The organism is Acidovorax bellezanensis (assembly GCF_025421555.1).
Classification (GTDB): domain Bacteria; phylum Pseudomonadota; class Gammaproteobacteria; order Burkholderiales; family Burkholderiaceae_C; genus Comamonas; species Comamonas bellezanensis.
Window position 1 is genome coordinate 91,401 of the sequence record NZ_JAODYH010000011.1, and the last position, 20,882, is coordinate 112,282.

16 protein-coding genes and 1 tRNA gene are annotated in these 20,882 nt (G+C 65.6%); 8 read left to right on the top strand and 9 right to left on the bottom strand.

Annotation, left to right across the window (positions count from 1 at the left end):
* Nucleotides 1–45: 45 nt before the first annotated feature.
* From N0K08_RS19020 to N0K08_RS19040, 5 genes are all read left to right on the top strand, one after another.
* A complete protein-coding gene (locus tag N0K08_RS19020; protein ID WP_261501971.1) occupies nt 46–1,773 on the top strand; it encodes a methyl-accepting chemotaxis protein in 1,728 nt (575 codons plus the stop codon).
* A 132-nt stretch (nt 1,774–1,905) separates the two neighbouring features.
* Nucleotides 1,906–3,010 (top strand): peptide chain release factor 2 gene (gene prfB / locus N0K08_RS19025; RefSeq protein ID WP_261501972.1). Its coding sequence is split into 2 segments (ribosomal slippage): nt 1,906–1,986 and nt 1,988–3,010, totalling 1,104 coding nucleotides; the frame shifts between segments, so codons are not numbered across the junction.
* A 15-nt stretch (nt 3,011–3,025) separates the two neighbouring features.
* Nucleotides 3,026–5,755 (top strand): aminopeptidase N, encoded by a 2,730-nt coding sequence (pepN, locus tag N0K08_RS19030; protein ID WP_261501973.1) that lies wholly within the window; start codon nt 3,026–3,028, stop codon nt 5,753–5,755.
* A gap of 163 nt (nt 5,756–5,918) precedes the next feature.
* Nucleotides 5,919–6,926, top strand: a complete 1,008-nt coding sequence (locus N0K08_RS19035) for a class 1 fructose-bisphosphatase (protein WP_261501974.1) — start codon at nt 5,919–5,921, stop codon at nt 6,924–6,926.
* A gap of 23 nt (nt 6,927–6,949) precedes the next feature.
* Nucleotides 6,950–7,025: transfer RNA gene (locus tag N0K08_RS19040), tRNA-Thr, on the top strand.
* Between the two features lie 165 nt (nt 7,026–7,190).
* Here the strand turns inward: N0K08_RS19040 and N0K08_RS19045 are convergent.
* From N0K08_RS19045 to N0K08_RS19065, 5 genes are all read right to left on the bottom strand, one after another.
* Complete coding sequence (locus tag N0K08_RS19045; protein WP_261501975.1) at nt 7,191–8,819, bottom strand: dipeptide ABC transporter ATP-binding protein; 1,629 nt, start codon at nt 8,817–8,819, stop codon at nt 7,191–7,193.
* A gap of 68 nt (nt 8,820–8,887) precedes the next feature.
* The gene (locus N0K08_RS19050) at nt 8,888–9,718 is read right to left on the bottom strand and encodes an ABC transporter permease (RefSeq protein ID WP_261501976.1); all 831 of its coding nucleotides are present in this window, start codon (nt 9,716–9,718) and stop codon (nt 8,888–8,890) included.
* A complete protein-coding gene (locus N0K08_RS19055; RefSeq protein ID WP_261501977.1) occupies nt 9,715–10,671 on the bottom strand; it encodes an ABC transporter permease in 957 nt (318 codons plus the stop codon). The genes N0K08_RS19050 and N0K08_RS19055 overlap by 4 nt, the downstream gene beginning before the upstream one ends.
* A gap of 35 nt (nt 10,672–10,706) precedes the next feature.
* Nucleotides 10,707–12,284 carry an ABC transporter substrate-binding protein gene (locus N0K08_RS19060; protein ID WP_261501978.1) on the bottom strand — a complete coding sequence of 526 codons (1,578 nt, stop codon included), beginning with the start codon at nt 12,282–12,284 and terminating at the stop codon, nt 10,707–10,709.
* Nucleotides 12,285–12,325: 41 nt separating this feature from the next.
* A complete protein-coding gene (locus tag N0K08_RS19065; protein ID WP_261501979.1) occupies nt 12,326–13,486 on the bottom strand; it encodes a C45 family autoproteolytic acyltransferase/hydolase in 1,161 nt (386 codons plus the stop codon).
* A gap of 78 nt (nt 13,487–13,564) precedes the next feature.
* On the opposite strand from N0K08_RS19065, the gene N0K08_RS19070 reads away from it, so the two are divergent.
* Both N0K08_RS19070 and N0K08_RS19075 read left to right on the top strand, forming a co-directional pair.
* Complete coding sequence (locus N0K08_RS19070; RefSeq protein WP_261501980.1) at nt 13,565–14,440, top strand: GntR family transcriptional regulator; 876 nt, start codon at nt 13,565–13,567, stop codon at nt 14,438–14,440.
* A 146-nt stretch (nt 14,441–14,586) separates the two neighbouring features.
* Entirely contained in the window at nt 14,587–15,897 is a 1,311-nt protein-coding gene (locus tag N0K08_RS19075) for an aminotransferase class III-fold pyridoxal phosphate-dependent enzyme (RefSeq protein WP_261501981.1), read from the top strand.
* A gap of 23 nt (nt 15,898–15,920) precedes the next feature.
* Here the strand turns inward: N0K08_RS19075 and N0K08_RS19080 are convergent, their stop codons facing one another.
* Nucleotides 15,921–16,790 (bottom strand): NUDIX hydrolase, encoded by an 870-nt coding sequence (locus N0K08_RS19080; protein ID WP_261501982.1) that lies wholly within the window; start codon nt 16,788–16,790, stop codon nt 15,921–15,923.
* A 310-nt stretch (nt 16,791–17,100) separates the two neighbouring features.
* On the opposite strand from N0K08_RS19080, the gene N0K08_RS19085 reads away from it, so the two are divergent.
* Nucleotides 17,101–18,132 (top strand): porin, encoded by a 1,032-nt coding sequence (locus N0K08_RS19085; protein ID WP_261501983.1) that lies wholly within the window; start codon nt 17,101–17,103, stop codon nt 18,130–18,132.
* Between the two features lie 96 nt (nt 18,133–18,228).
* Here the strand turns inward: N0K08_RS19085 and cysC are convergent, their stop codons facing one another.
* From cysC to N0K08_RS19100, 3 genes are all read right to left on the bottom strand, one after another.
* The gene (gene cysC, locus N0K08_RS19090) at nt 18,229–18,843 is read right to left on the bottom strand and encodes an adenylyl-sulfate kinase (protein WP_261501984.1); all 615 of its coding nucleotides are present in this window, start codon (nt 18,841–18,843) and stop codon (nt 18,229–18,231) included.
* The gene (locus tag N0K08_RS19095) at nt 18,843–19,688 is read right to left on the bottom strand and encodes a sulfotransferase family protein (RefSeq protein WP_261501985.1); all 846 of its coding nucleotides are present in this window, start codon (nt 19,686–19,688) and stop codon (nt 18,843–18,845) included. The genes cysC and N0K08_RS19095 overlap by 1 nt, the downstream gene beginning before the upstream one ends.
* Before the next feature lie 12 nt (nt 19,689–19,700).
* On the bottom strand, nt 19,701–20,882 hold a 1,182-nt coding region (locus N0K08_RS19100; protein ID WP_261501986.1), incomplete at its 5' end, for a YDG domain-containing protein.

The window sequence follows — 20,882 nt, forward strand, 5'->3', positions numbered from 1 at the left end:
CCCTCTCTTTGTTTCTCTTCGCCCTACCCTGCGGCCCCTCTCACCATGACGTTCTTTCATAACCTCAAGTTGGCCCACAAGCTGCTGGCCTCCTTTGCCGCGATGCTGGTGCTGACCGCCAGCGTCGGGCTTTTTGCGCTGTTCCAGCTCGACCGCGTCAACCAGACCGGCACCGATCTGGCAATGCAATCGATGCCCGCCGCGCGCACGCTGCAAAGTCTCAAATACCAGATACAGCGTTACCGCTCGCTCAGCATGCAGCACGTGCTGTCGGCCACGCCCGACGAGGCCGCCGTGTATGAAAAAAGCATGCCCCAGGAATGGGACGGTCTGCTCAAGCAGCATGCCTCCTATGGCCAGTACGCCAAAACCCCCCAGGAAAAGCAGTTGCTGTCCGAAGTCGGTGCCGAGCTCCAGCGCTATGCGGCGCAGACGGCGCAAATCCTGCAGCTGTCACGCGACCAGCAGGCTGACCAGGCCACGGCCTTGCTGCGCGGCGATGCGCTGCAAACCAGCCGCAACATCAACGCCAAGCTCGACGAACTCGACAAGATCAACAACGCCAGCGCCGACGCCATCAACACCGCGGGCGACGACATGTACGCCGCGGCGCGCTGGTGGATCAGCGCGCTGCTGATCGGCGCCGTGCTGCTGGGCCTGGGCCTGGCACTGGGCGTTGCGCGCATCGTCGCGCGTCCGCTGGAGAACGCCGTCAAGCTGGCCCAGCAGGTCGCCGCAGGCAACCTCAGCAGCCGCATCGAAGTGCATGGCAAGGATGAAACCGGCCAGCTGATGCAAGCGCTCAAGGACATGAACGCCAGCCTGCAGCAGATCGTCGGTCAGGTACGCCAGGGCACGGACTCCATTGCCACGGCCAGCAGCCAGATCGCTTCGGGCAACCAGGACCTGTCGGTGCGCACCGAAGAGCAAGCCAGCTCGCTCGAGCAGACTGCCGCCTCCATGGAAGAGCTGACCTCCACCGTCAAGCAGAACGCCGCCAACGCCCAGCAGGCCAACCAGCTGGCGGGGGTCGCCTCCCAGGTCGCCGTGCGCGGCGGCGCGGCCGTGGGCCAGGTGGTGCAGACCATGTCTGACATCAATGCCTCCTCGCGCAAGATCGTGGACATCATCGGCGTCATCGACTCCATCGCATTCCAGACCAACATCCTGGCGCTGAACGCCGCCGTCGAAGCCGCCCGTGCCGGCGACCAGGGCCGCGGCTTTGCCGTCGTCGCCTCGGAAGTGCGCACCCTGGCCCAGCGCTCGGCTTCGGCTGCCAAGGAAATCAAGCAGTTGATCGACGACTCGGTGCGCAAGGTCGAGGAAGGCAACGGCCAGGTCGAGCAGGCCGGCAAGACCATGGAAGAAATCGTCACCAGCGTGCGCCGCGTCACCGACATCATGAGCGAGATCACGGCCGCCAGCCACGAACAGACCGCCGGCATCGAACAGATCAACCAGGCCGTCACCCAGATGGACCAGATGACCCAGCAAAACGCGGCCCTGGTCGAAGAAGCGGCGGCCGCCACCGACGCGCTGCAAGGCCAGGCCTCGGCCCTGTCCCAGGTCGTCAGCGTGTTCCAGCTGGAGCCGGGTGCGGGCCAGCGCGCGAGCGCCTTGCCCGCCGCCCCGTCCACGCCCCGCGCAGCGCCCCAGGCCGCGCGTCCGGCGCTGGCATCCGCGCGCCAGCCCGCTGCCACACCGGCCCGCAGCACCCCCGTGAAGCGCGCCGCCGCGACCACATCCAATGAAAGCGAGTGGGAAAGCTTCTGAAACTGCCCGTCTTTGGGCCTTATTCCTGCCCCGCGCCCCCCTGCGGGGCAGGAATAAATGCCTGAGACATGGAAGTGTCCGCCGTGCATGAGAAAATCACGGATTAATTCGTAAGAACACTAAGGACACACCATGGAAGCAGAACACATCAACCAAATCGGCAACACCCTCGAAGATCTGACGCAACGTGCGGCAGATTTACGGAGGTATCTTTGACTACGATGCCAAATACGAACGTCTGAGGACTGTCAACGCCTCGCTGGAAGACCCCGCTGTCTGGAACGACCCCAAGAAGGCCCAGGAACTGGGCAAAGAAAAGAAGTCGCTGGACGGCGTCGTGCTGACGCTGGAAAAGCTCACCACCGAACTCGCCGACAACTCCGAGCTCTACGAGATGAGCCGTGAGGAACAGGACGAAGACGGTCTGCTGACCATCGAAGCCGAAACCGAAAAGCTGCGCCCGCTCATCGAAGAGCTGGAATTCCGCCGCATGTTCCGCCACGAAGCCGATCCGCTCAACTGCTTCATCGACATCCAGGCCGGCGCCGGCGGCACCGAAGCCTGCGACTGGGCCAGCATGCTGCTGCGCCAGTACCTCAAGTACGCGGAACGCAAGGGCTTCAAGGCCACGGTGGAAGAAGAAACGCCGGGCGATGTCGCCGGCATCAAGGGTGCGACCATCCACATCGAAGGCGAGTACGCCTACGGCCTGCTGCGCACCGAAACCGGCGTGCACCGCCTGGTGCGCAAGAGCCCGTTCGACTCGTCGGGCGGCCGCCACACCAGCTTCGCTTCGCTGTTTGTCTACCCCGATATTGATGACTCGATCGAGATCAACATCAATCCCTCGGATGTGCGCACCGACACCTACCGCGCTTCGGGCGCCGGCGGCCAGCACATCAACAAGACCGACTCGGCCGTGCGTCTGACACACATACCCACCGGCATCGTGGTGCAATGTCAAGACGGTCGCAGCCAGCACAGCAACCGCGATGTGGCCTGGCAACGTCTGCGCTCGCGTCTGTATGACTACGAAATGCGCAAGCGCATGGAAGAGCAGCAAAAGCTCGAAGACACCAAGACCGACGTGGGCTGGGGCCACCAGATCCGCTCGTACGTGCTGGACAACAGCCGCATCAAGGACCTGCGCACCAACGTCGAAATCTCGGCCACGCAAAAAGTGCTGGACGGCGACCTCGACGCGTTCATCGAAGCCTCGCTCAAGCAAGGCATATAAGGGAGGAACATCACGATGCGTGAAGGACAAGCTAACACCATTCACCGCGCCGACTACCAGGCTCCCGCCTGGTGGATCGACACGGTGGATCTGACATTCGATCTCGACCCCGCCAAGACCCGCGTGCTCAACCGCATGCGCGTGCGCCGCAACCCCGACGTACCGGCCAAGGCCTTGCGTCTGGACGGCGACGAGCTCAACCTCGCACGGGTCATGGTCAATGGGGAAGGCACGTCATTCAAGATGGACGGCAGCGCCCTGGTGCTGGAGAACCTGCCCGAAGGCGATGCGCCCTTCGAGCTGGAAATCTTCACCACCTGCGCACCCGCCAAGAACACCAAGCTCATGGGTCTGTATGTGAGCGAAGGCACGTTCTTCACGCAGTGTGAGGCCGAGGGTTTCAGGCGCATCACCTACTTCCTCGACCGCCCCGATGTGATGGCCATGTACAGCGTCACGCTGCGTGCCGACAAGGCGCTGTTCCCGGTATTGCTGTCCAACGGCAATCTGGTCGACAGCGGCGACCTGCAGGGCCAGGGCAATGAGGGACGCCACTTCGCCAAGTGGGTCGACCCGCATCGCAAGCCCTGCTACCTGTTCGCGCTGGTCGCGGGCCAACTGGTGTCGCGCGAGCAGCGCATCACCAGCCGCGCGGGCAAGGAACACTTGCTGCAAGTCTATGTGCGCCCCGGCGATCTCGAGAAGACCGAGCACGCCATGCACTCGCTGATGGCCAGCGTCGCCTGGGACGAAGCCCGCTTCGGCCTGTCGCTGGACCTGGACCGTTTCATGATCGTCGCCACCAGCGACTTCAACATGGGCGCGATGGAAAACAAGGGCTTGAACATTTTCAATACGAAATATGTGCTCGCCAACCAGGCCACGGCCACCGACGTCGACTACGCCAACATCGAAAGCGTGGTCGGCCATGAATATTTCCACAACTGGACCGGCAACCGCATCACCTGCCGCGACTGGTTCCAGCTGAGCCTCAAGGAAGGCCTGACGGTCTTCCGCGACCAGGAGTTCAGCATGGACCTGGCCGGCACGCCCTCGGCGCGCGCCGTCAAGCGCATCGAGGACGTGCGCGTGCTGCGCACCGTGCAGTTCGCCGAAGATGCGGGCCCCATGGCCCACCCGGTGCGGCCTGACAGCTACATCGAGATCAACAACTTCTACACCGTCACGATCTACGAAAAAGGTGCGGAAGTCGTGCGCATGATGCACACCCTGGTCGGCCGTGAAGGCTTTGCCAAGGGCATGGCGCTATACTTTGAGCGCCATGACGGCCAGGCCGTGACCTGCGACGATTTCGCCCAGGCCATTGCCGACGCCAACCCGGACAGCGAACTGAGCCTGCGCCTGGCGCAATTCAAGCGCTGGTACAGCCAGGCCGGCACGCCCCAGGTCGCGGCCAGCGGCGTCTACGACGCCGATGCCCAGACCTATACGCTGACGCTGCGCCAATGCTGCGCACCCACGCCCGGCCAGAGCGAAAAGCTGCCGTTCGTGATCCCCGTCGAAGTCGGTCTGCTGACGGCCGACGGCGCGGCCCAGACCGTGCAACTGCTGGATGCAGCCGGCATGGCCGGCGGTCTGGCCGACAGTCGCCTGCTGGTGCTGTCCGAAGCCGAGCAAAGCTTTGTCTTCAGCGGCGTAGCGCAGGCACCCGTGCCTTCGCTGCTGCGCGGTTTCACCGCCCCCGTGGCCTTGCAATACGACTACAGCGACGACGCCCTGCTGACCCTGCTCGCGCAGGACAGCGACGCGTTCAACCGCTGGGAAGCCGGTCAACGCCTGGGCCTGCGCATTGCGCTGGGCGCCATCAACGACCCGGCCGTGGTGGTCAGCGCCAGTGGCGAGATCGCGCAGAACCTCCTGCCCGCGAACTTTGCCCAAGCCATGCGCAGCGTGCTGCGCCACCCCACGCTGGACGCGGCCTACAAGGAACTGGTGCTGAGCCTGCCTTCGGAAAGCTACCTTTCCGAGCAACTCGACGTAGTAGACCCGCAGCGCGTGCACGCCGTGCGCGAGACCCTGCGCCAGCAACTGGCCGCGGCCTTGCGCGATGACTGGGCCTGGGCCTGGGAAACGCACCAGACCCCGGGTGCCTACCACCCCGATCCGATCTCGTCGGGCCGGCGCGCACTGAGCGGCATGGCGCTTGCCATGCTGTGCCTGGATGCACGCCAGACCGGCGACACCGTCTGGCCGGGCCGGGCCTTCCAGAGCTTCAAGGATGCGGCCAACATGACCGACCGCATGAACGCGCTGTCGGCCCTGGTCCACAGCGGCCACCCGCTGGCCGCCGACGCGCTGACACGCTTTCATGCGCTGTTCAAGACCGAAGCACTGGTGCTCGACAAGTGGTTCGCGCTGCAGGCCAGCGCCACCGACCGCGGCGGCCAGGTGCTGCCGGCCGTCAAGCAGTTGATGAAGCACCCGGACTTCCAGCTGCAAAACCCGAATCGGGCGCGCAGCGTGATCTTCAGCTACTGCAGTGGCAACCCCGGCGCCATCCACCGCCGGGACGCCGCGGGCTACCTGTTCTGGAGCGAGCGCGTGATCGAGCTTGACGCCATCAACCCGCAGGTCGCGGCACGCCTGGCGCGGGCCCTGGACCGCTGGAGCAAGCTGGCCGAGCCCTATCGCAGCGCCGCGCGCGAAGCGATTGCCCGCGTGGCCGCCCGCCCCGACCTGAGCAACGACGTGCGCGAGGTCGTGACCCGCGCCCTCGCCGACTGAGATGAAACACCCCCTGAGCCGCTTCGCGTCTTCCCCCTCTCAACCTTCGGTGGAGGGGGACGGCAGCCTCGGTGCGGGGCGGCCCTTCCTCGCTGCCCCCTTGCTGGGCCTCGCCAGTTTTATGGGCACTGCCCTTCTTTTTTGTAATTAACGGATTTCCGCCATGAGCAAACGCCCCAGCCTGACCCGCTACCTCGTCGAACAACAACGCGTCGACGGCCGCATCCCTCCCCAGCTGCGCCTGCTGCTGGAAGTGGTCGCCCGCGCCTGCAAGCGCATCAGCTTCGCCGTCAACAAGGGCGAACTCGGTGACGTCATGGGCACGGCCGGCACGGAAAACATCCAGGGCGAAGTGCAGAAGAAGCTCGACATCATCGCCAACGAAGTGCTGATCGAAGCCAACGAATGGGGCGGCCACCTCGCGGCCATGGCCTCCGAGGAAATGGAAGGCATCTACGTGGTGCCCAACCGCTACCCCCAGGGCGAATACCTGCTGATGTTCGACCCGCTCGACGGCTCGTCCAACATCGACGTCAACGTCTCCATCGGCACCATCTTCAGCGTGCTCAAGAAGCCCGAAGGCCACCCTGGCGTGCATGACGAAGACTTCCTGCAGCCCGGCCTCGAGCAGGTCGCTGCCGGCTATTGCATCTACGGCCCGCAGACCACGCTGGTGCTGACGGTGGGCGACGGCGTGGCCATGTTCACGCTGGACCGCGAGCAAGGCTCGTTCGTGCTGGTGCGCGAAAACATCCGCATCCCCGCCGACACCCAGGAATTCGCCATCAACATGTCCAACATGCGCCACTGGGATGCTCCCGTGAAGCGCTATGTCGACGAGTGCCTGGCCGGTGAAGAAGGCCCGCGCGGCAAGAACTTCAACATGCGCTGGATCGCCTCCATGGTCGCCGACGTGCACCGCATCCTGATGCGCGGCGGCATCTTCATGTACCCCTGGGACCAGCGCGAGCCCAACAAGGCCGGCAAGCTGCGCCTGATGTACGAAGCCAACCCCATGAGCTGGCTGGTCGAACAGGCCGGCGGCGCGTCCACCAACGGCAAGCAGCGCATCCTGGAACTGCAACCCACGCAGTTGCACGAACGCGTGAGCGTGATCCTGGGCTCGAAAAATGAAGTGGATCGTGTCACGAGCTACCATACCGGCCAATAACTGGTATATAATTTGAGTCTTCAGCCGGTGTAGCTCAGTCGGTAGAGCAGCTCATTCGTAATGAGAAGGTCGGGTGTTCGATTCATCTCTCCGGCACCAGATAGAAGCCCCTGATTCGCAAGAGTCAGGGGCTTTTTCTTTGGCGGCGTGGAGACCGGCACAAAACGATGTCGCAACGCAAGCGCGGAGCCTGCACACTGGGTGCCACCATGAAAAAAGGGAGCATCACCGCTCCCTTTCATCTTGCAGCCGCCCTGCCCGCCCCTACGCCGCGTCCAGTTCGGCCAGCAAGTCGCTGGTGGTCGCGGCTTCCAACAGCGCGCGCGTGTAGGGCTGCTGAGGCCGGTCGAAGATATCGGCCACGCTGCCCTCCTCCACGATGCAGCCGTTTTCCATCACGATGATGCGATCGGCGATCTCGGACACCACCGCGAGGTTGTGCGAGATGAACAGGCAGCCAAAACCGCGCTCGGCCTGCAGGCGCTTGAGCAGTTGCAGCACCTGCTTCTGAATGGTCATGTCCAGGGCCGAGACGGGTTCATCGGCCACCACGAAGGCCGGCTTGCGCACCAGCGCGCGGGCGATCGCCACGCGTTGGCGCTGTCCGCCCGAGAGGGCATGCGGGTAGCGCTCGCCAAAGCCGGCCAGGCCCACTTCGTCGAGCATCGCATCCACCGCGGCCTGCAGCGCTTCGCGCGTCAGCGGCGGGCCGTGGCGCAGCGGCTCGGCGACGATGTCGCGCACGCGCTGGCGCGGGTCCAGCGAGGAATACGGGTCCTGGAACACCAGCTGGCAGGCCAGGCGGAACTCGCGCCGCGCGGCGGCATCGGCGCTGCCCAGCGGCGTGCCGCGAAAGCACACATCGCCGCCCGCCACGGGCAGCAGGCCTATCATGGCGCGGCCCAGCGTGGTCTTGCCCGAACCCGAGCCGCCGACCACCGCCACCACCTCGCCCGGCTGGATGGCCAGGGAGACGCCGCGCACGGCAAACTTGGGCTCGGCCTTGGACAGCCAGCCCTGACGCGCACCCGGAAAACTCACCTGTACATTCTTGGCCTCGATCAGCGGCGCCTGTGCAGGCCGCGCCGGGCGCTGGGCACCGCGCTGCGGCAGCGCGTCGATGAGGCTTCGGGTATAGACTTGGCGCGGCGCAGTGAGCACGCTGCGCACGGGGCCGGCTTCGACGAGCCGGCCTTTTTCCAGCACCACCACGGACTGTGCATAGCGCGCCACCAGCCCCAGGTCGTGGGTGATGAGCAGCACGGCCGTGCCCTCGGTGCGCGTGAGTTCGGCCATGATCTCCATCACCTCGCGCTGGCTCAGCGAGTCAAGTGCCGTGGTGGGCTCGTCGGCGATCAACAGGCGCGGCTTGAGCAGCATGACCGAGGCCAGCATGATGCGCTGGCGCATGCCGCCCGAGAACTGGTGCGGGTAGGCGGCCAGGCAACCTTCGGGGTCGGCGATCTGCACCCGGCGCAGCATGGCGATGACACGCTCGCGCGCCTGGGCCACACTCAGTTTCTCGTGCAGGCGCAAACCCTCGAAGAGCTGCTCGGCAATGGTCATCGCGGGGTTGAGCGAAACCATGGGCTCCTGGAACACCATGCCCACGTCGCAGCCGCGCAGCGCGCGCAGTTCGTCGGCCGACAAGGCGCCCACATCGCGCCCCTGCAGCAGCACGCTGCCTCCGCTCTGGCGCACCTGGGGCGGCAGCAGGCCCAGCACGGCGCGTCCGGCCATGGTCTTGCCGCTGCCCGATTCGCCCACCAGGGCGACCACGCCGCCGGCGGGCACCTCGAACGAGACAGCGTCCAGCAGCGGACGTGCATGGGGGCCGTGCACCGTGAGTTCATGCACGCACAGCAGCGGCAACGGATTCTTCTCGGTCGTCATATCGTTTCTCCGCCGCGTGGAGCCGCCGGGCATGGAACAGTCGTCAAGGGGTACAGGAATGGCGCGCATCAGCGGTGCTCCATGCGGGGGTCGAGCCAGTCGCGCAGTGCATCGCCCAGCAGGTTCACGCCGAGCAGCGTGAGCGCGATGCAGGCACCGGGCGCGATGCCCAGCCAGGAGGCGCTTTCGATATAGGGCCGGCCCGAGGCCAGCATATTGCCCCAGGTGGGCGCGGGCGGCGGCACGCCCAGGCCCAGGAAGCTCAATGCGCTTTCGGCCAGGATGACCCAACCGAACATGGAGGTGGCCAGCACCACCAGGGGTGCGACGCAGTTGGGCAGGATGTGCGCGAACACGGTGCGCAGGCCGGAGTTGCCTATGACCTTGGAGGCCTCGATGTACTCCTTCTCGCGCAGCGAGAGCACCGAGCCGCGCACCACGCGCACCGCCGTGGGCGCATAGGCCAGGCCCAGCGCGACGATGATGCCCCACTGGTTGGCCCCGACGATGACCATCACACCCAGGGCCAGCAGAATGCCGGGAAAGGCCAGCATGGCGTCGTTGAAGACCATCAGCACCCGGTCCAGCCAGCCGCGGAAATAGCCCGCCATCAGGCCGATCACCACCCCCAGCCCCAAGGCCAGCGCCACGGTGAGCGCGGCCACCACCAGGCTGGTACCGGCCCCGGCCATGAGGCGCGAGAGGATATCGCGCCCGAACTCGTCGGTGCCCAGCCAATAGGTGCCCGAGGGCGGCTGCAGCCGCTGGCGCAATGCCACGCCCATGGGGTTGTACGGCGTCCAGAACACGGACAGCAAGGCCATGGCGCCCACCAGGGCCACCAGCATGCCACCGATCAAGGCGTTGGGACGCAAACGTTGAAAAAGGCGCTTCATCATGACGCGGACACCCGGGGATCGAACAAGGGATAGCACAGGTCCACCACGAGGTTGACGAGCACGTAGACGGCGGCCGTGAACAACAGGCAGCCCTGCACCACGGGGTAGTCGCGTGCAAAGATCGCGTCCACCAGCAGGCGGCCCAGGCCGGGCAGCGTGAACACCGTCTCCAGCACCGCGATGCCGCCCAGCAGGTTGCCCAGCACCAGACCGATCATGGTCCAGGTGGGCGCGAAGGCGTTGGGCAGCACATGGCGCAGCAGCACGCGCCGCTCCGACAGGCCCTTGGCCCGGGCATGCGTCACATACTCCAGGCGCAGCACTTCCACCGCGCTGGCGCGCGCCATGCGGGTGAGGATGCCGAGCTCGATCAAGGCCAGCGTGATGGTCGGCAGGATCAGGAAGGACAGGGCCGAGCGCCAGTCCTCGCTGAAGGGCACATAGCCCACCACCGGCACCAGCCCGAGCTTGAGCCCCACGAAAAGCAGCAGCAAGAGGCCCAGCCAGAAACTAGGGATAGAGAGGAAGAACGTGGCGGCAGCCACCACCATGGTGTCGAGCACGCTGTTCTGCTTCCACGCGGCCAGCAGGCCCGCGGGCACGGCCAGCAGCGCGGCCAGCGCCACCGCCACCAGGACGATGACCGCGCTGACCTGGAAACGCTCGAGCAGCAGCGGCAGAACGGCCTCACCGCTGGTGATCGAGTGGCCCAGGTCGCCCTGCAGCATCTTGCCCAGCCACAGCATGAACTGCATGGGGATGGGTCGGTCCAGTCCGAACTGGGCATGCAGGTCGGCCAGTTGCTCGGGAGTGGCGCTGTCGCCGAGGATGAGCAAGGCCGGGTCGCCCGGCACCAGCCGCATCAGCACGAAGACCATCAGGCTCACGAGAAAGAGGGTCGGCAGCGTCCACAGGAGACGCCGGCCGAGGTAGGCAGGAAAGGAAGAACCCATGGTATGTGGACCCAGTCAGCAGGCAGATGGAGGCATCACGGAGCGCGCAGCGAAATGCCCCAGGCACGCGGCGTGCCCAGTGCCCAGCCCTTGTAGCCCTTGGCGTACGAACGGGAGGCGCTGGTGTTCACGGCCGAGTACATGAAGATGGCGGGCACGTCCTCGCGCATGCGGGCTTCGAGCTTGTCGAACAGCGCCTGGCGCTGGACCACGTCGCTGGTCTCCATGCTCTTGGCCAGCAGTTCGTGGGCCTGGGGAGCGTCCCACACCTTGCGCGGCTGCTTGTCCTTCAGGCCCGTGACCATCTCGTAGGACAGCGCGGGGTCCAGCCGGGACGAAAAGGTGAAAGCCATGGCCTGGTAGTTGCCCTTGTTGTAGCGATCCAGCAAGGTGGCCCAGTCGAGCACTTCCACATCCGCCTTGATGCCGGCCTCCTGCACCATGGCCTGGGTCAGCACGGCGATGTTGAAGACGCTGTTGTAGCGCTTGGTGGCCAGGATCTTGATGGGCTCGCCCTTGTACCCGGCTTCGGCCAGCAGTTTCTTGGCCTGCGCCAGGTTGCGCGCCGGCACGGCGGCCTGCGGCTTCTTGTAGAAGGCGCTGGGCGTGGGAACGACCGAGCGGCTGGGCGGGGCATTGCCCGAGGTGACGGCGGCCACGAGTTCGGGCATGTCCAGCGCGAGTGCAATGGCGCGGCGGATGCGCACGTCCTTGAGCAGCGGATCGCGCGTCTGGAACAGCAGGCCTTGCACGTTCATGGTGGCCTGGGTTTCCATGCGCAGGTCCTTGCGGCCCTTGTACTCGGCCGTGTCCTCGTCGTTGATGTCGTAGTTCAGGTCGATACCGCCCGAAAACAGCGCCGCCTTGGCAGCCGAGGCATCGGGGATGATGACGAAGCGCAGCTTGGAAGTCTCGGCGATCTTGGCGCCGGTGTTGCCATCGCGCGGGCCGGGCAGCGCCGCATAGCCGTCGTTGCGCAGCAGCTCGATGTACTGGCTGCGCTTCCATTCACCCAGCTTGTAGGGGCCGGTGGCCACGGGCTCGCGCCACTTGCCGTCGGCGTCGAGCGAGCTGCGGTGGTAGATGCCGGTGCCGCCGCAGTCCACGCGCGCCAGCATGGCCAGGAACAGGGCCGAAGGCTTGTCCAGCGTGTAGACCACGGTGGCCGCATCGGGTGCGTCCACCTTGACCACCTTGGCCAGGCCACGCCCGTCGAACTCGGCCAGGCAGCGCCAGTTGTTGGCGGGCGTCATGTAGCGGTTCCAGGAGAAGACCACATCGTCGGCCGTGAGCGGCGCGCCGTTGTGGAACTTCACGCCCTGGCGCAGCTTGAAGGTGTAGGTCTTGCCGTCCGCCGAAGTGGCGACCGACTGTGCCAGCAAGGGAGCCACCGACGCATCCTCGCGGTAGGCCACCAGGCCTTCGAGCACATGCATCATGACCGCGTCGGTGTTGTTGTCGCGGTTGATGCCGGGGTCGGTGGAGCGGATGTCGGCATTGAGGCGAATGCGCAGCGTATCGGCCTGCGGCTGGGCCTGGGCCAGGCCTGCAGCGCAGAAACCGGCGAGCACGGCCAGAGCGGAGAACAGCCAGCGCGAGGGGGAGTGGATCATCTTGGGGTCCTTTCTTCGTGGGGCGGCGGCGGATGACCGGCTCAGGCCAGCGCCAGATGGCGCTCCAGGTCCAGCCGATACGACGCGAAGCTGCGGCTGAGCGCCGGCAGCATGGCGACTTCCATCTCCCCCAGGGCCGGCTCCATGACCACCATGGCGACGGTGGCCGACAGGTTGCTGCTGGAGTTGGGGCGTGGTGGGCGGCACACCGACCAGGGCGACTGGAAGTCGTCGAACAGCGCATTCTTGATGTGCTCGCGGGTGAGCGCTCCGATATGCGGCTCCACCAGTTCGCGCACACGCAGGTCGCGGTACAGCGAGTCGGGGGTGTTCACCACGCCCATGTCCTTGAGCTTGGCGAGCGCGATCGGGCTCTGGAAATGGTTGGCATGGACGATGACGCCGCGATCGGTGTGGATCTGGAAGGTTTCATCAGGCGCGCATTCGAAGTCTATGGCCACGCCCGCGGCGTGCGACACCATCACGTTGTTGGACGCCGACTTGGGCGTGCAGTAGACGATGCGCATGGCCAGGGCGAGCTGCACCTGCTCCAGCGCCTTGCGGCGCAGCAGGGCCAGGGGAACACCGAGCTGGCGGTAATCACGGTCGGACTCCAGGTAGTTGGCGGTGATGGAGATGCCAGCAGAATTCATGCCCGAGCGCGCCATGCCGCCCGCCTCGGTGAAGGTCAGGAGGTCCGGGCCGTCATCGCGCAGCACGCGCAGCACCACGGCGGTTTCGGCGCACTCGGCCTTCCAGTCCCAGTTCTGCGCATGGATCACGCGGCCCGAGGCCGTGGCCTGGGGCATGGCGACCACACCGGTACAGCCGTCGGGGTCGATCTGCGCCGGCTGGCCCTTGCGGCGGCGGTCGGCCAGCTTGAGGATTTCGGTGCGCGCATTGAGCATCACGACGGCTTCGTACGAGACGCCTGCGCCCTCGGCGATGCCGCGCATCTCATCCAGGTAGCTGGGCTCGAAGGCCGCGATGGTGGGCTCGAAGGTCTGCACCAGCACGCCGATTTCGGGCCAGCCGAGCTTGCTGGCTTCGAGCTGAATGGAGTAATGTTCGATGCCACGCAGAATGCGCGCCTTGGCCTGCTCGCCATACTGACGGCCCCGCTCACGTGGCGCGCCCGAGACTTCAATCAGAGGGCACGAAGGAATGGGCTGGCCGGCGCCCCAGGAAAATGTGTGGTCCATGGCAAAGGAGATTGGTAGTTACGTGATCGGTGCACAAAGTGTATTTTGTATAATAAAAAACATCAACTCTTTCAACTCATGGTTTACACCCCCCTGCACCTAGAACTGGCCGACCGCATCAGCCGCCTCATCCACCAGGACGGCCTGGCCGCCGGTGCGCGCCTCAATGAAAACCAGCTGGCCGAGCAGTTGGGGGTATCGCGCACGCCGGTGCGTGCCGCGCTCGACCTGCTGGCCCAGCAGGGCTTTGTCGAGCGCAAGCCCCACCGGGGCGTGGAATTGCTGCGCGCGCCGCCCCTGCCCGCCCCCGCACGCGAGGCGGCGGACGGTGGCGACGACCTGCTGCGCCGCATTGCCTACGACCGCCAGCACGGCCACCTGGGCGAGTACGTGTCGGAAAAGGAGCTGATGCAGGCCTACGACCTGGCCCGCCCCGCGATCCGCAATGCCCTGGAGCGCCTGGCCGACCTGGGCGCCATCGAGCCCAAGCTGGGCTATGGCTGGCGCTTCGCTACCGGCGCCTGGGACGCCAGCGTGCGCCATGAGAGCTACCGCTACCGCATGGTCATCGAGCCGGCGGCCATCCGCGAGCCCGGCTTCGCGCTGCCGCCCGCCTGGGCGCAGGACATGCGCGAACAGCACGAAGAGTTCCTGCGCACGCTGTCGGAGGACTCCTCCAGCGTGGCCTTCTTCGAGATGAATGCAGCCTTCCACGAAGGGGTCGCGGCGGCCTCGGGGAACCGCTTCTTTCACATGGACATCCAGCGCCAGAACCGCCTGCGCCGCCTGTCCAACTACGACTGGAAATACGGACCCGCGCGCATGGAAGTGAACTGCCGCGAGCACCTGGAGATGCTCGACCGCATGCAGGCCGGCGACGTGGAACTGGCGGCCCTGCTGATGCAGCGCCACCTGAATGTCGCCAGCCGCCTGCGTCCTCCCGGCAAGACCTGAGCAGGCAGGGCGCGTGATCGCTTCACGCAGGTGTATTGATTTTTGTCAAAACAAAAAACATAATGCAAGACATGCATGGGCCAGCGCCCGCCATGGCGGCGGCGCTGTGATGCCCTTCCCTGTCGCAGCACCCCCTGAAAGCCCCCATGAAACCCGCCACCCACAACGACGCCTTCTGGCTGCCCTTCACCGCCCAGCGCCAATTCCAGCAGCAGCCCATGCTGTTCACCGCCGCCCAGGGCATGCACTACACCACCGACGATGGCCGCCAAGTGCTCGATGCCATGGCGGGCCTGTGGTGCTGCAACGCCGGCCACGGCCAACCGCGCATCACCGAGGCCATACGCGAGGCGGCGGGCCGCATGGACTTCGTCTCGTCGTTCAAGATGAGCCACCCCGCGGCCTTCACCCTGGCCGAACGCATTGCCGCCATCGCCCCCGAAGGCATGGACCATGTGTTCTTCACCAACTCGGGCTCCGAGGCGGTGGACACGTCCCTCAAGATCGCCCGCGCCTACCACCAGGCGCGCGGCGATGCGCGTCGCACCCTGCTGGTGGGCCGCGCCAAGGGCTACCACGGCATGGGCTTTGGCGGCCTCTCGGTCTCCGGCCTCGGCCGCCACAAGCGCGACTTCGGTCCGCTGCTGCCCGACACGGCCCACCTGCCCCTTCCCTATGACGCCGATGCGCGCTTCTCGCACGGCCAGCCCGCTACGGACGCGCAGTACGCGAATGCGCTGGAGCAGTTGTTCGTGGTGCACGACCCGGCCACGATTGCCGCGGTGATCGTGGAGCCCGTCACGGGCTCGGGCGGGGTGTACCCTCCGCCGGTGGGCTATCTGCAGCGCTTGCGCGAGCTGTGCACGCAGCACGGCATCTTGTTGATCTTCGACGAGGTGATCACCGGCTTTGCACGCGTGGGCGCGCCGTTCGCGGCCCAGGCCTTTGGCGTGACGCCCGACCTGATCTGCTGCGCCAAGGGCATGACCAACGGCGCAGTGCCCATGGGTGGAGTGATCGTGGGCAACACGGTGTACGACGCGTTCATGCAGGGCACGTCCAGCGTGATCGAACTGTTCCACGGCTACACCTACTCGGCCCACCCGCTGGCCTGCGCGGCCGGCCTGGCCACGCTGGACGTGCATGAGGAACTGGAACTGGCCGCGCGCGTGCAGGCCATTGCCCCGGTGTGGGAAGCCGCGCTGCACGGCCTGCGCGATGCGCCGCACGTGGCAGACGTGCGCAACATCGGCCTGCTGGGCGCCGTGGACCTGGCATCGCGCCCAGGCGCTGCTGGCGCGCGCGGCAACGCCGTGCATACGGCCTGCTTCGAGGCGGGCGTACTCGTACGCAACTCGGGCGACACGCTGGTGCTCTCGCCGCCGCTGGTGATCAGCGCGGCGCAGATCGGCGAAATTGTGGACAGCATCCGCACCGCCCTGCTGGCCACCGCCTGACGCCAGCGCCCCTCAAATACAGGTCACTCGAAGAAGGCCGCGAAACCCTTCTCTGGCTCGTACCGGCCGTTGCGTATGGCCAGCCTCAACGGACCACGCATGGCACGCAAGGGCTGGTCGTGGTCCGGGTCGCCGGGATAGCACAGTTTGGGGCCGTCCTCACCCTGCAGAATCACCGGCTGCACCAGGGGCGGGACGCGGGAGCGCGCCGCGGCGAGGATGCTCTCCACGTCGCGCTCATCCGAGAAATCCACCAAGGTCATGATTTGCGGCGGCGCCAGCTTGATCTCACCCGCCCAGTACCTGTCCATGGCCTGGCGTGGCCGCATCCAGGCGCTCGCCGTGGTCTCGTGGCCGTCGTGGCGCCCCAACGCGCCTTCAGGCACCCGCGCGACAAAGAAGCGGGTGTCGAAACGCTTCGCTTGAAGCGAGGAGATCGGTGTGATCCAGCGCGACCAGGGCGCCAGCGCCGAGACGCTCAGCATCAGGTTCGACGCGCTCAGCGTCTGACTGAACGACGCGCCCTCACGCAGACCACGCGCGACCTGCTCGCACAAAGGCGCGGTGGCTCCGTTGACCAAGAGAATCCCCGACTCCTCGAAAGTCTCGCGAATGGCCGCAACGAACAAGGCCGCGGCGGTTTCGGCGTCGCAAGCATCGTCGGAGATTCGCTGCTTGAGAAGCGCAAGCGGTTCGTCCAGGGAGATCCGTGGATCCAGCTGGAAATCATCCGCGTCCAGCTTTCCACCGGGAAACACATAGGCATCGCCCAGCACGTCGGACAGACCGCTGCGCTTGAGCATGAGAACCTCCGGCCCTTGCGCCGAGTCGCGCAGCAAGATCAAGGTCGAGGCGTGCTTGGGAGTAACGATAGGAGAAGTAGAGAGGCTCATTGAAACCTTTGTTTACCTTGCAGTGAACCGCTCCAGCTTTCGTGGAAGGCCTGCTGGTTGAAGTCTGGCTGGCGAATTACCGGTCATAGTTTGCCGCAACTCCCGCAGGCCAGATGTCTCCAATGGGCATCTGCCGGCATGGCACGGATCCGGGTGTCATCGGATTGAGAGTTTTTTTGGCAAAGCTAGGGGTTGTAACTATTGTTTCATTTGCGACTTGTCTAATGGATTCAGTCCCTAGCAGGGCATGGCCGATGTCTGGCCCATGCCCCTCAAGGGCCTTCCGATTTCCATACTCACCGTACACAGCATGAAACGACAACTCCTCGCCCTCGCCGCCCTGACCGTTGCCACTGGCGCCATGGCCCAAAGCTCCAGCGTGACCATCTTCGGCGTGGCCGACGTCTCTGTCGCCCATCTCTCGACTTCCGGCAAGAATGTCTCGGGCCTGGCCAACGGTGGCAATTCCAGCAGCCGCCTGGGTTTTCGTGGCGTGGAGGAACTGGGCGCGGGCCTCAAGGCCAGCTTCTGGCTTGAAGGCGGCCTCACGGTCGATGATGGCAATGCTGCCGGCTTCAAGTTCGACCGCCGCTCCACCATCAGCCTGTCGGGCGACTTCGGTGAACTGCGCCTGGGCCGCGACAAGACGCCGGCCTATCAGAACCTGGAAACCTTCCATGCGTTCGGCGACGCCGGCATGGGCGCCATCAACGGCCACAGCCTGATCAGCGGCTCCGCGGCCGGAACGCCCGAAGGCTCCAACCCCAAGCGCGTCTCCAACAGCGTCAGCTACCTGCTGCCCAAGCTGGGCGGCATCTATGGCCAGGCGACCCACAGCTTTGGCGAGCAGGCCGACAACAGCAGCCTGTCCAGCAACACCGGGCTGCGCCTGGGTTATGCCGCGGGCCCTCTGAACATGGCTGCAGCCTACGGCGTTGCACGCGGCGGCACGGCGGCAACAGGCCTGGACTACAAGACATTCAACCTCGGCGCCTCCTACCAGCTGGGCGCTTTCACGCCCATGCTGCTGATCGCTTCGGACCGCGGCAATGCCAAGCGCGTGGACTTGTACAGCGTGGGCTTGAAGATGGATCTGGGCACGGGCGAGCTGCGCGCCGCCTACACCATGTACAAGGACAAGAAGCAAAACGATGCCGACTCGCAGCGCCTGGCCCTGGGCTATGGCTACAAGCTGTCCAAGCGTACGGAAATCTATGCGACCGTGGCGCACATCAGCAATGACGACAAGGCGGCACGCAAGCTTGGTTCGTCGCTGAGCCCCACGCCCAACGTTGGCAAGAACCTCACGGGCTACGAAATCGGCCTGCGCCACAACTTCTAAGCGCCGGGGCATGTGCGCTGTCGCGCATTGAACCGGCCCCAGGAAACTGGGCCATCGTGGAAGGCTGGTCCCTGTCGTAGACAGGAACCAGCCTTTTCAGTTTGCGCGCAGACGCTGAAGCAGAAACTCCGCGAGCCGCTGTGCCGAAGTTTCACTGCCTTCATGCGCCGTGTGCACCACGAGTTCCGCCGCCAGCGGCTCCTCGTAGGGCGAGAACACTCCGGTGAAATCGGGGATCAGGCCCTGCGCGGCCTTGGCGTACATGCCTTTGGGGTCGCGCTGCTGGCACACGAGCAACGGACAGTCGCAATGGACTTCGATGAAATCGCCCTGCGGCAGGCGTTCACGCACCGCGTCACGCGCGGCGCGCAGCGGCGAGACCAGGGCCACGAAGACCACACTGCCCTGCGCGGCGAACAAGCGAGCCACCTCGCCGACGCGGCGCATGTTCTCGCGCCGGTCTTCCAGTGAGAAACCCAGGTCGGCGCACAGGCCGTGGCGCAGGTTGTCGCCGTCGAGCACCGCGGTCTGAAAACCCAGGGCATGCAGCTGCACTTCAGCCCTGAACGCCAGCGTGGACTTGCCCGAGCCCGGCAGACCGGTCAGCCAGACCACGGCGCCGCGATGGCCGTTGCGCTGGCGGCGAGCGGCAGCATCCAGCAGGCCGGTCTGCCAGACCAGGTTCGCCGGCGGCGCGGGATGGACTGACATCAGGCCCGCTCAGGCTGTGCGACAGCGCTGAAACCGGGGTAATAGCGCTCGTAGTACCAGGCACATGCCTTCTCGATCTGCGCCTGGATGCGCGGCGGAATCTCATGCTGGCGCGGCGAGGAAATGCGACCGGACTGCCTATGCATGTACTTCATGCGGTAGTGGCTGTCGCTTTCAGGCGCGCCTATGGGCAGGTTCTCGGGATCGATGGCATAAGGCGCGATGCCCAGCCAGGCGAACAGGTGCGACATGCAGGCCACGGGATTGGCCATCAAGTCCTCGAAGCGCAAAAAAAACAGGCGCTGGCGAACCGCCAGCGGCAAATCGCCAACAGACTGCAGCGACGCCAGCGGCGCGCCAATCACGCGTTCCTTGGTGAACAGCGCATCGGCTCGGCCGAAACGGTCAAGGTCCGCCAATTGGTCGACGAAGTCGAGTAACGGCGTCTTCTGGTGTCGCGCTTCGACCGAGCCATAAACCTGCCCCAGTTCGCGCAGGCAGATGATGAGCCTGGCCTCGGGCGCCAGGGCCAGCAGGGTCTCCACCGAATTCAACCAGGCGCGGCTCTTGTCCACCACCATGGGCTTCTTCACGTCCCGGTACCAGCCACGCAGAAATCCCTGCATGGCCGACTCCAGATGCCCGTAAGCGGTGTCGAAGTCGCCATCGAGCTGCGACAGAAAGAACGGCTCATGGCTGACCTGGCGCCGTATGCCCTGCAGTGTGCTGCACAGCGGCGAGCTGTTGCCCTCGCAATGCACCTCGGGATGCTGGGCCAGCAACTGGCCCAGCAAAGTGGAGCCGGCACGCGGCAGACCGGTGATGCCAACGAAGTTGAAATGCATGGACTTTCCTGTTTAGCGCTGTTCCCGCGTATTGTCATCGACCGGTGCCGGGCGGAATGCGCCGGTGCTGCCCGTAGCGTCACCTATCGCGGGTGAAGCAAATGCCAGATTCACACCATTGCCCACGACATTAAGGCCCATGCCCTGCAAGACCGAAGGCAACACACCGACGTTGGTGCGCACTGCCGATTCGGTGTTGTCGGCCCTTGCCTGTCGGGATACGGACTCGGCCGTGGGCAGCGTGTTGTCGACCGGCAATACCTCGCCTGTCGTGACCGGCTGCTGTGCCAACACGATCTGGGGCGCCACAACGTTGCCGCCCACCGCCACCGGCATCACGACGTTCTGGGCAGCGGCGATGGCATCTCCGACCGCGGTTCTCGCAGGCGCGATGATGCTGGCCGACAGGCCCGCAGGATTGCTCACGCTGTAATTGCTGGCCAGGCCCGTGCCATTCACCAGGCTCAGGCCACTGACGGTGACGGATTTGGCCGTGCCGATATCGGCGTCATCGAAGCGCCCGCTCTGGCCCGTGAAGCCCAGTGTTTCCGAACCCACCAGACCACTCAGCTTGCCGCCAGCCAAAGTGGCGACCACGCTGCCATCGGCGGTCTTGTCCTGGGCCGTCATGCCGGTCACGGTCAAGGCCTTGGGCGTGATATCGGCCGTCACGCCCGTGGCGTTGCTGACCGTGTAGTTGCTGGCCAGGCCCGTGCCGTTGGCCAGCGTCGCGCCGGTCACGGTCACCGTCTTGCCGGCACCCGCGTTCTGGTCGCTGAAGACGCCCGACTGACCGGTCAAGGTCAAGGTTTCGTTACCGACCAGGCCATTGAGCGTGCCGCCCGAGAGCGTGGCCCCCGTCGTACCGTCATAAGTCTTGTTGCCCGCGGTCACGCCGCTGACCGTCAAGGCCTTGGCCGTGATGTCAGCCGTCACGCCCGTGGCGTTGCTGACCGTGTAGTTGCTCGCCAGACCCGTGCCGTTGCCCAATGTGGCGCCAGTCACGGTCACGGTCTGACCGGCGGCGACGTTCTTGTCCGCGAAAGTGCCCGTCTGGCCCGACAGAACCAAGGTCTCCGAACCCACCAGGCCATTGAGCGTGCCGCCCGACAGCGCTGCGGCGGTCGTGCCGTCATAGGTCTTGTTGCCGGCGGTCACGCCGCTGACCGTCAAGGCCTTGGCGTTGATGTCGGC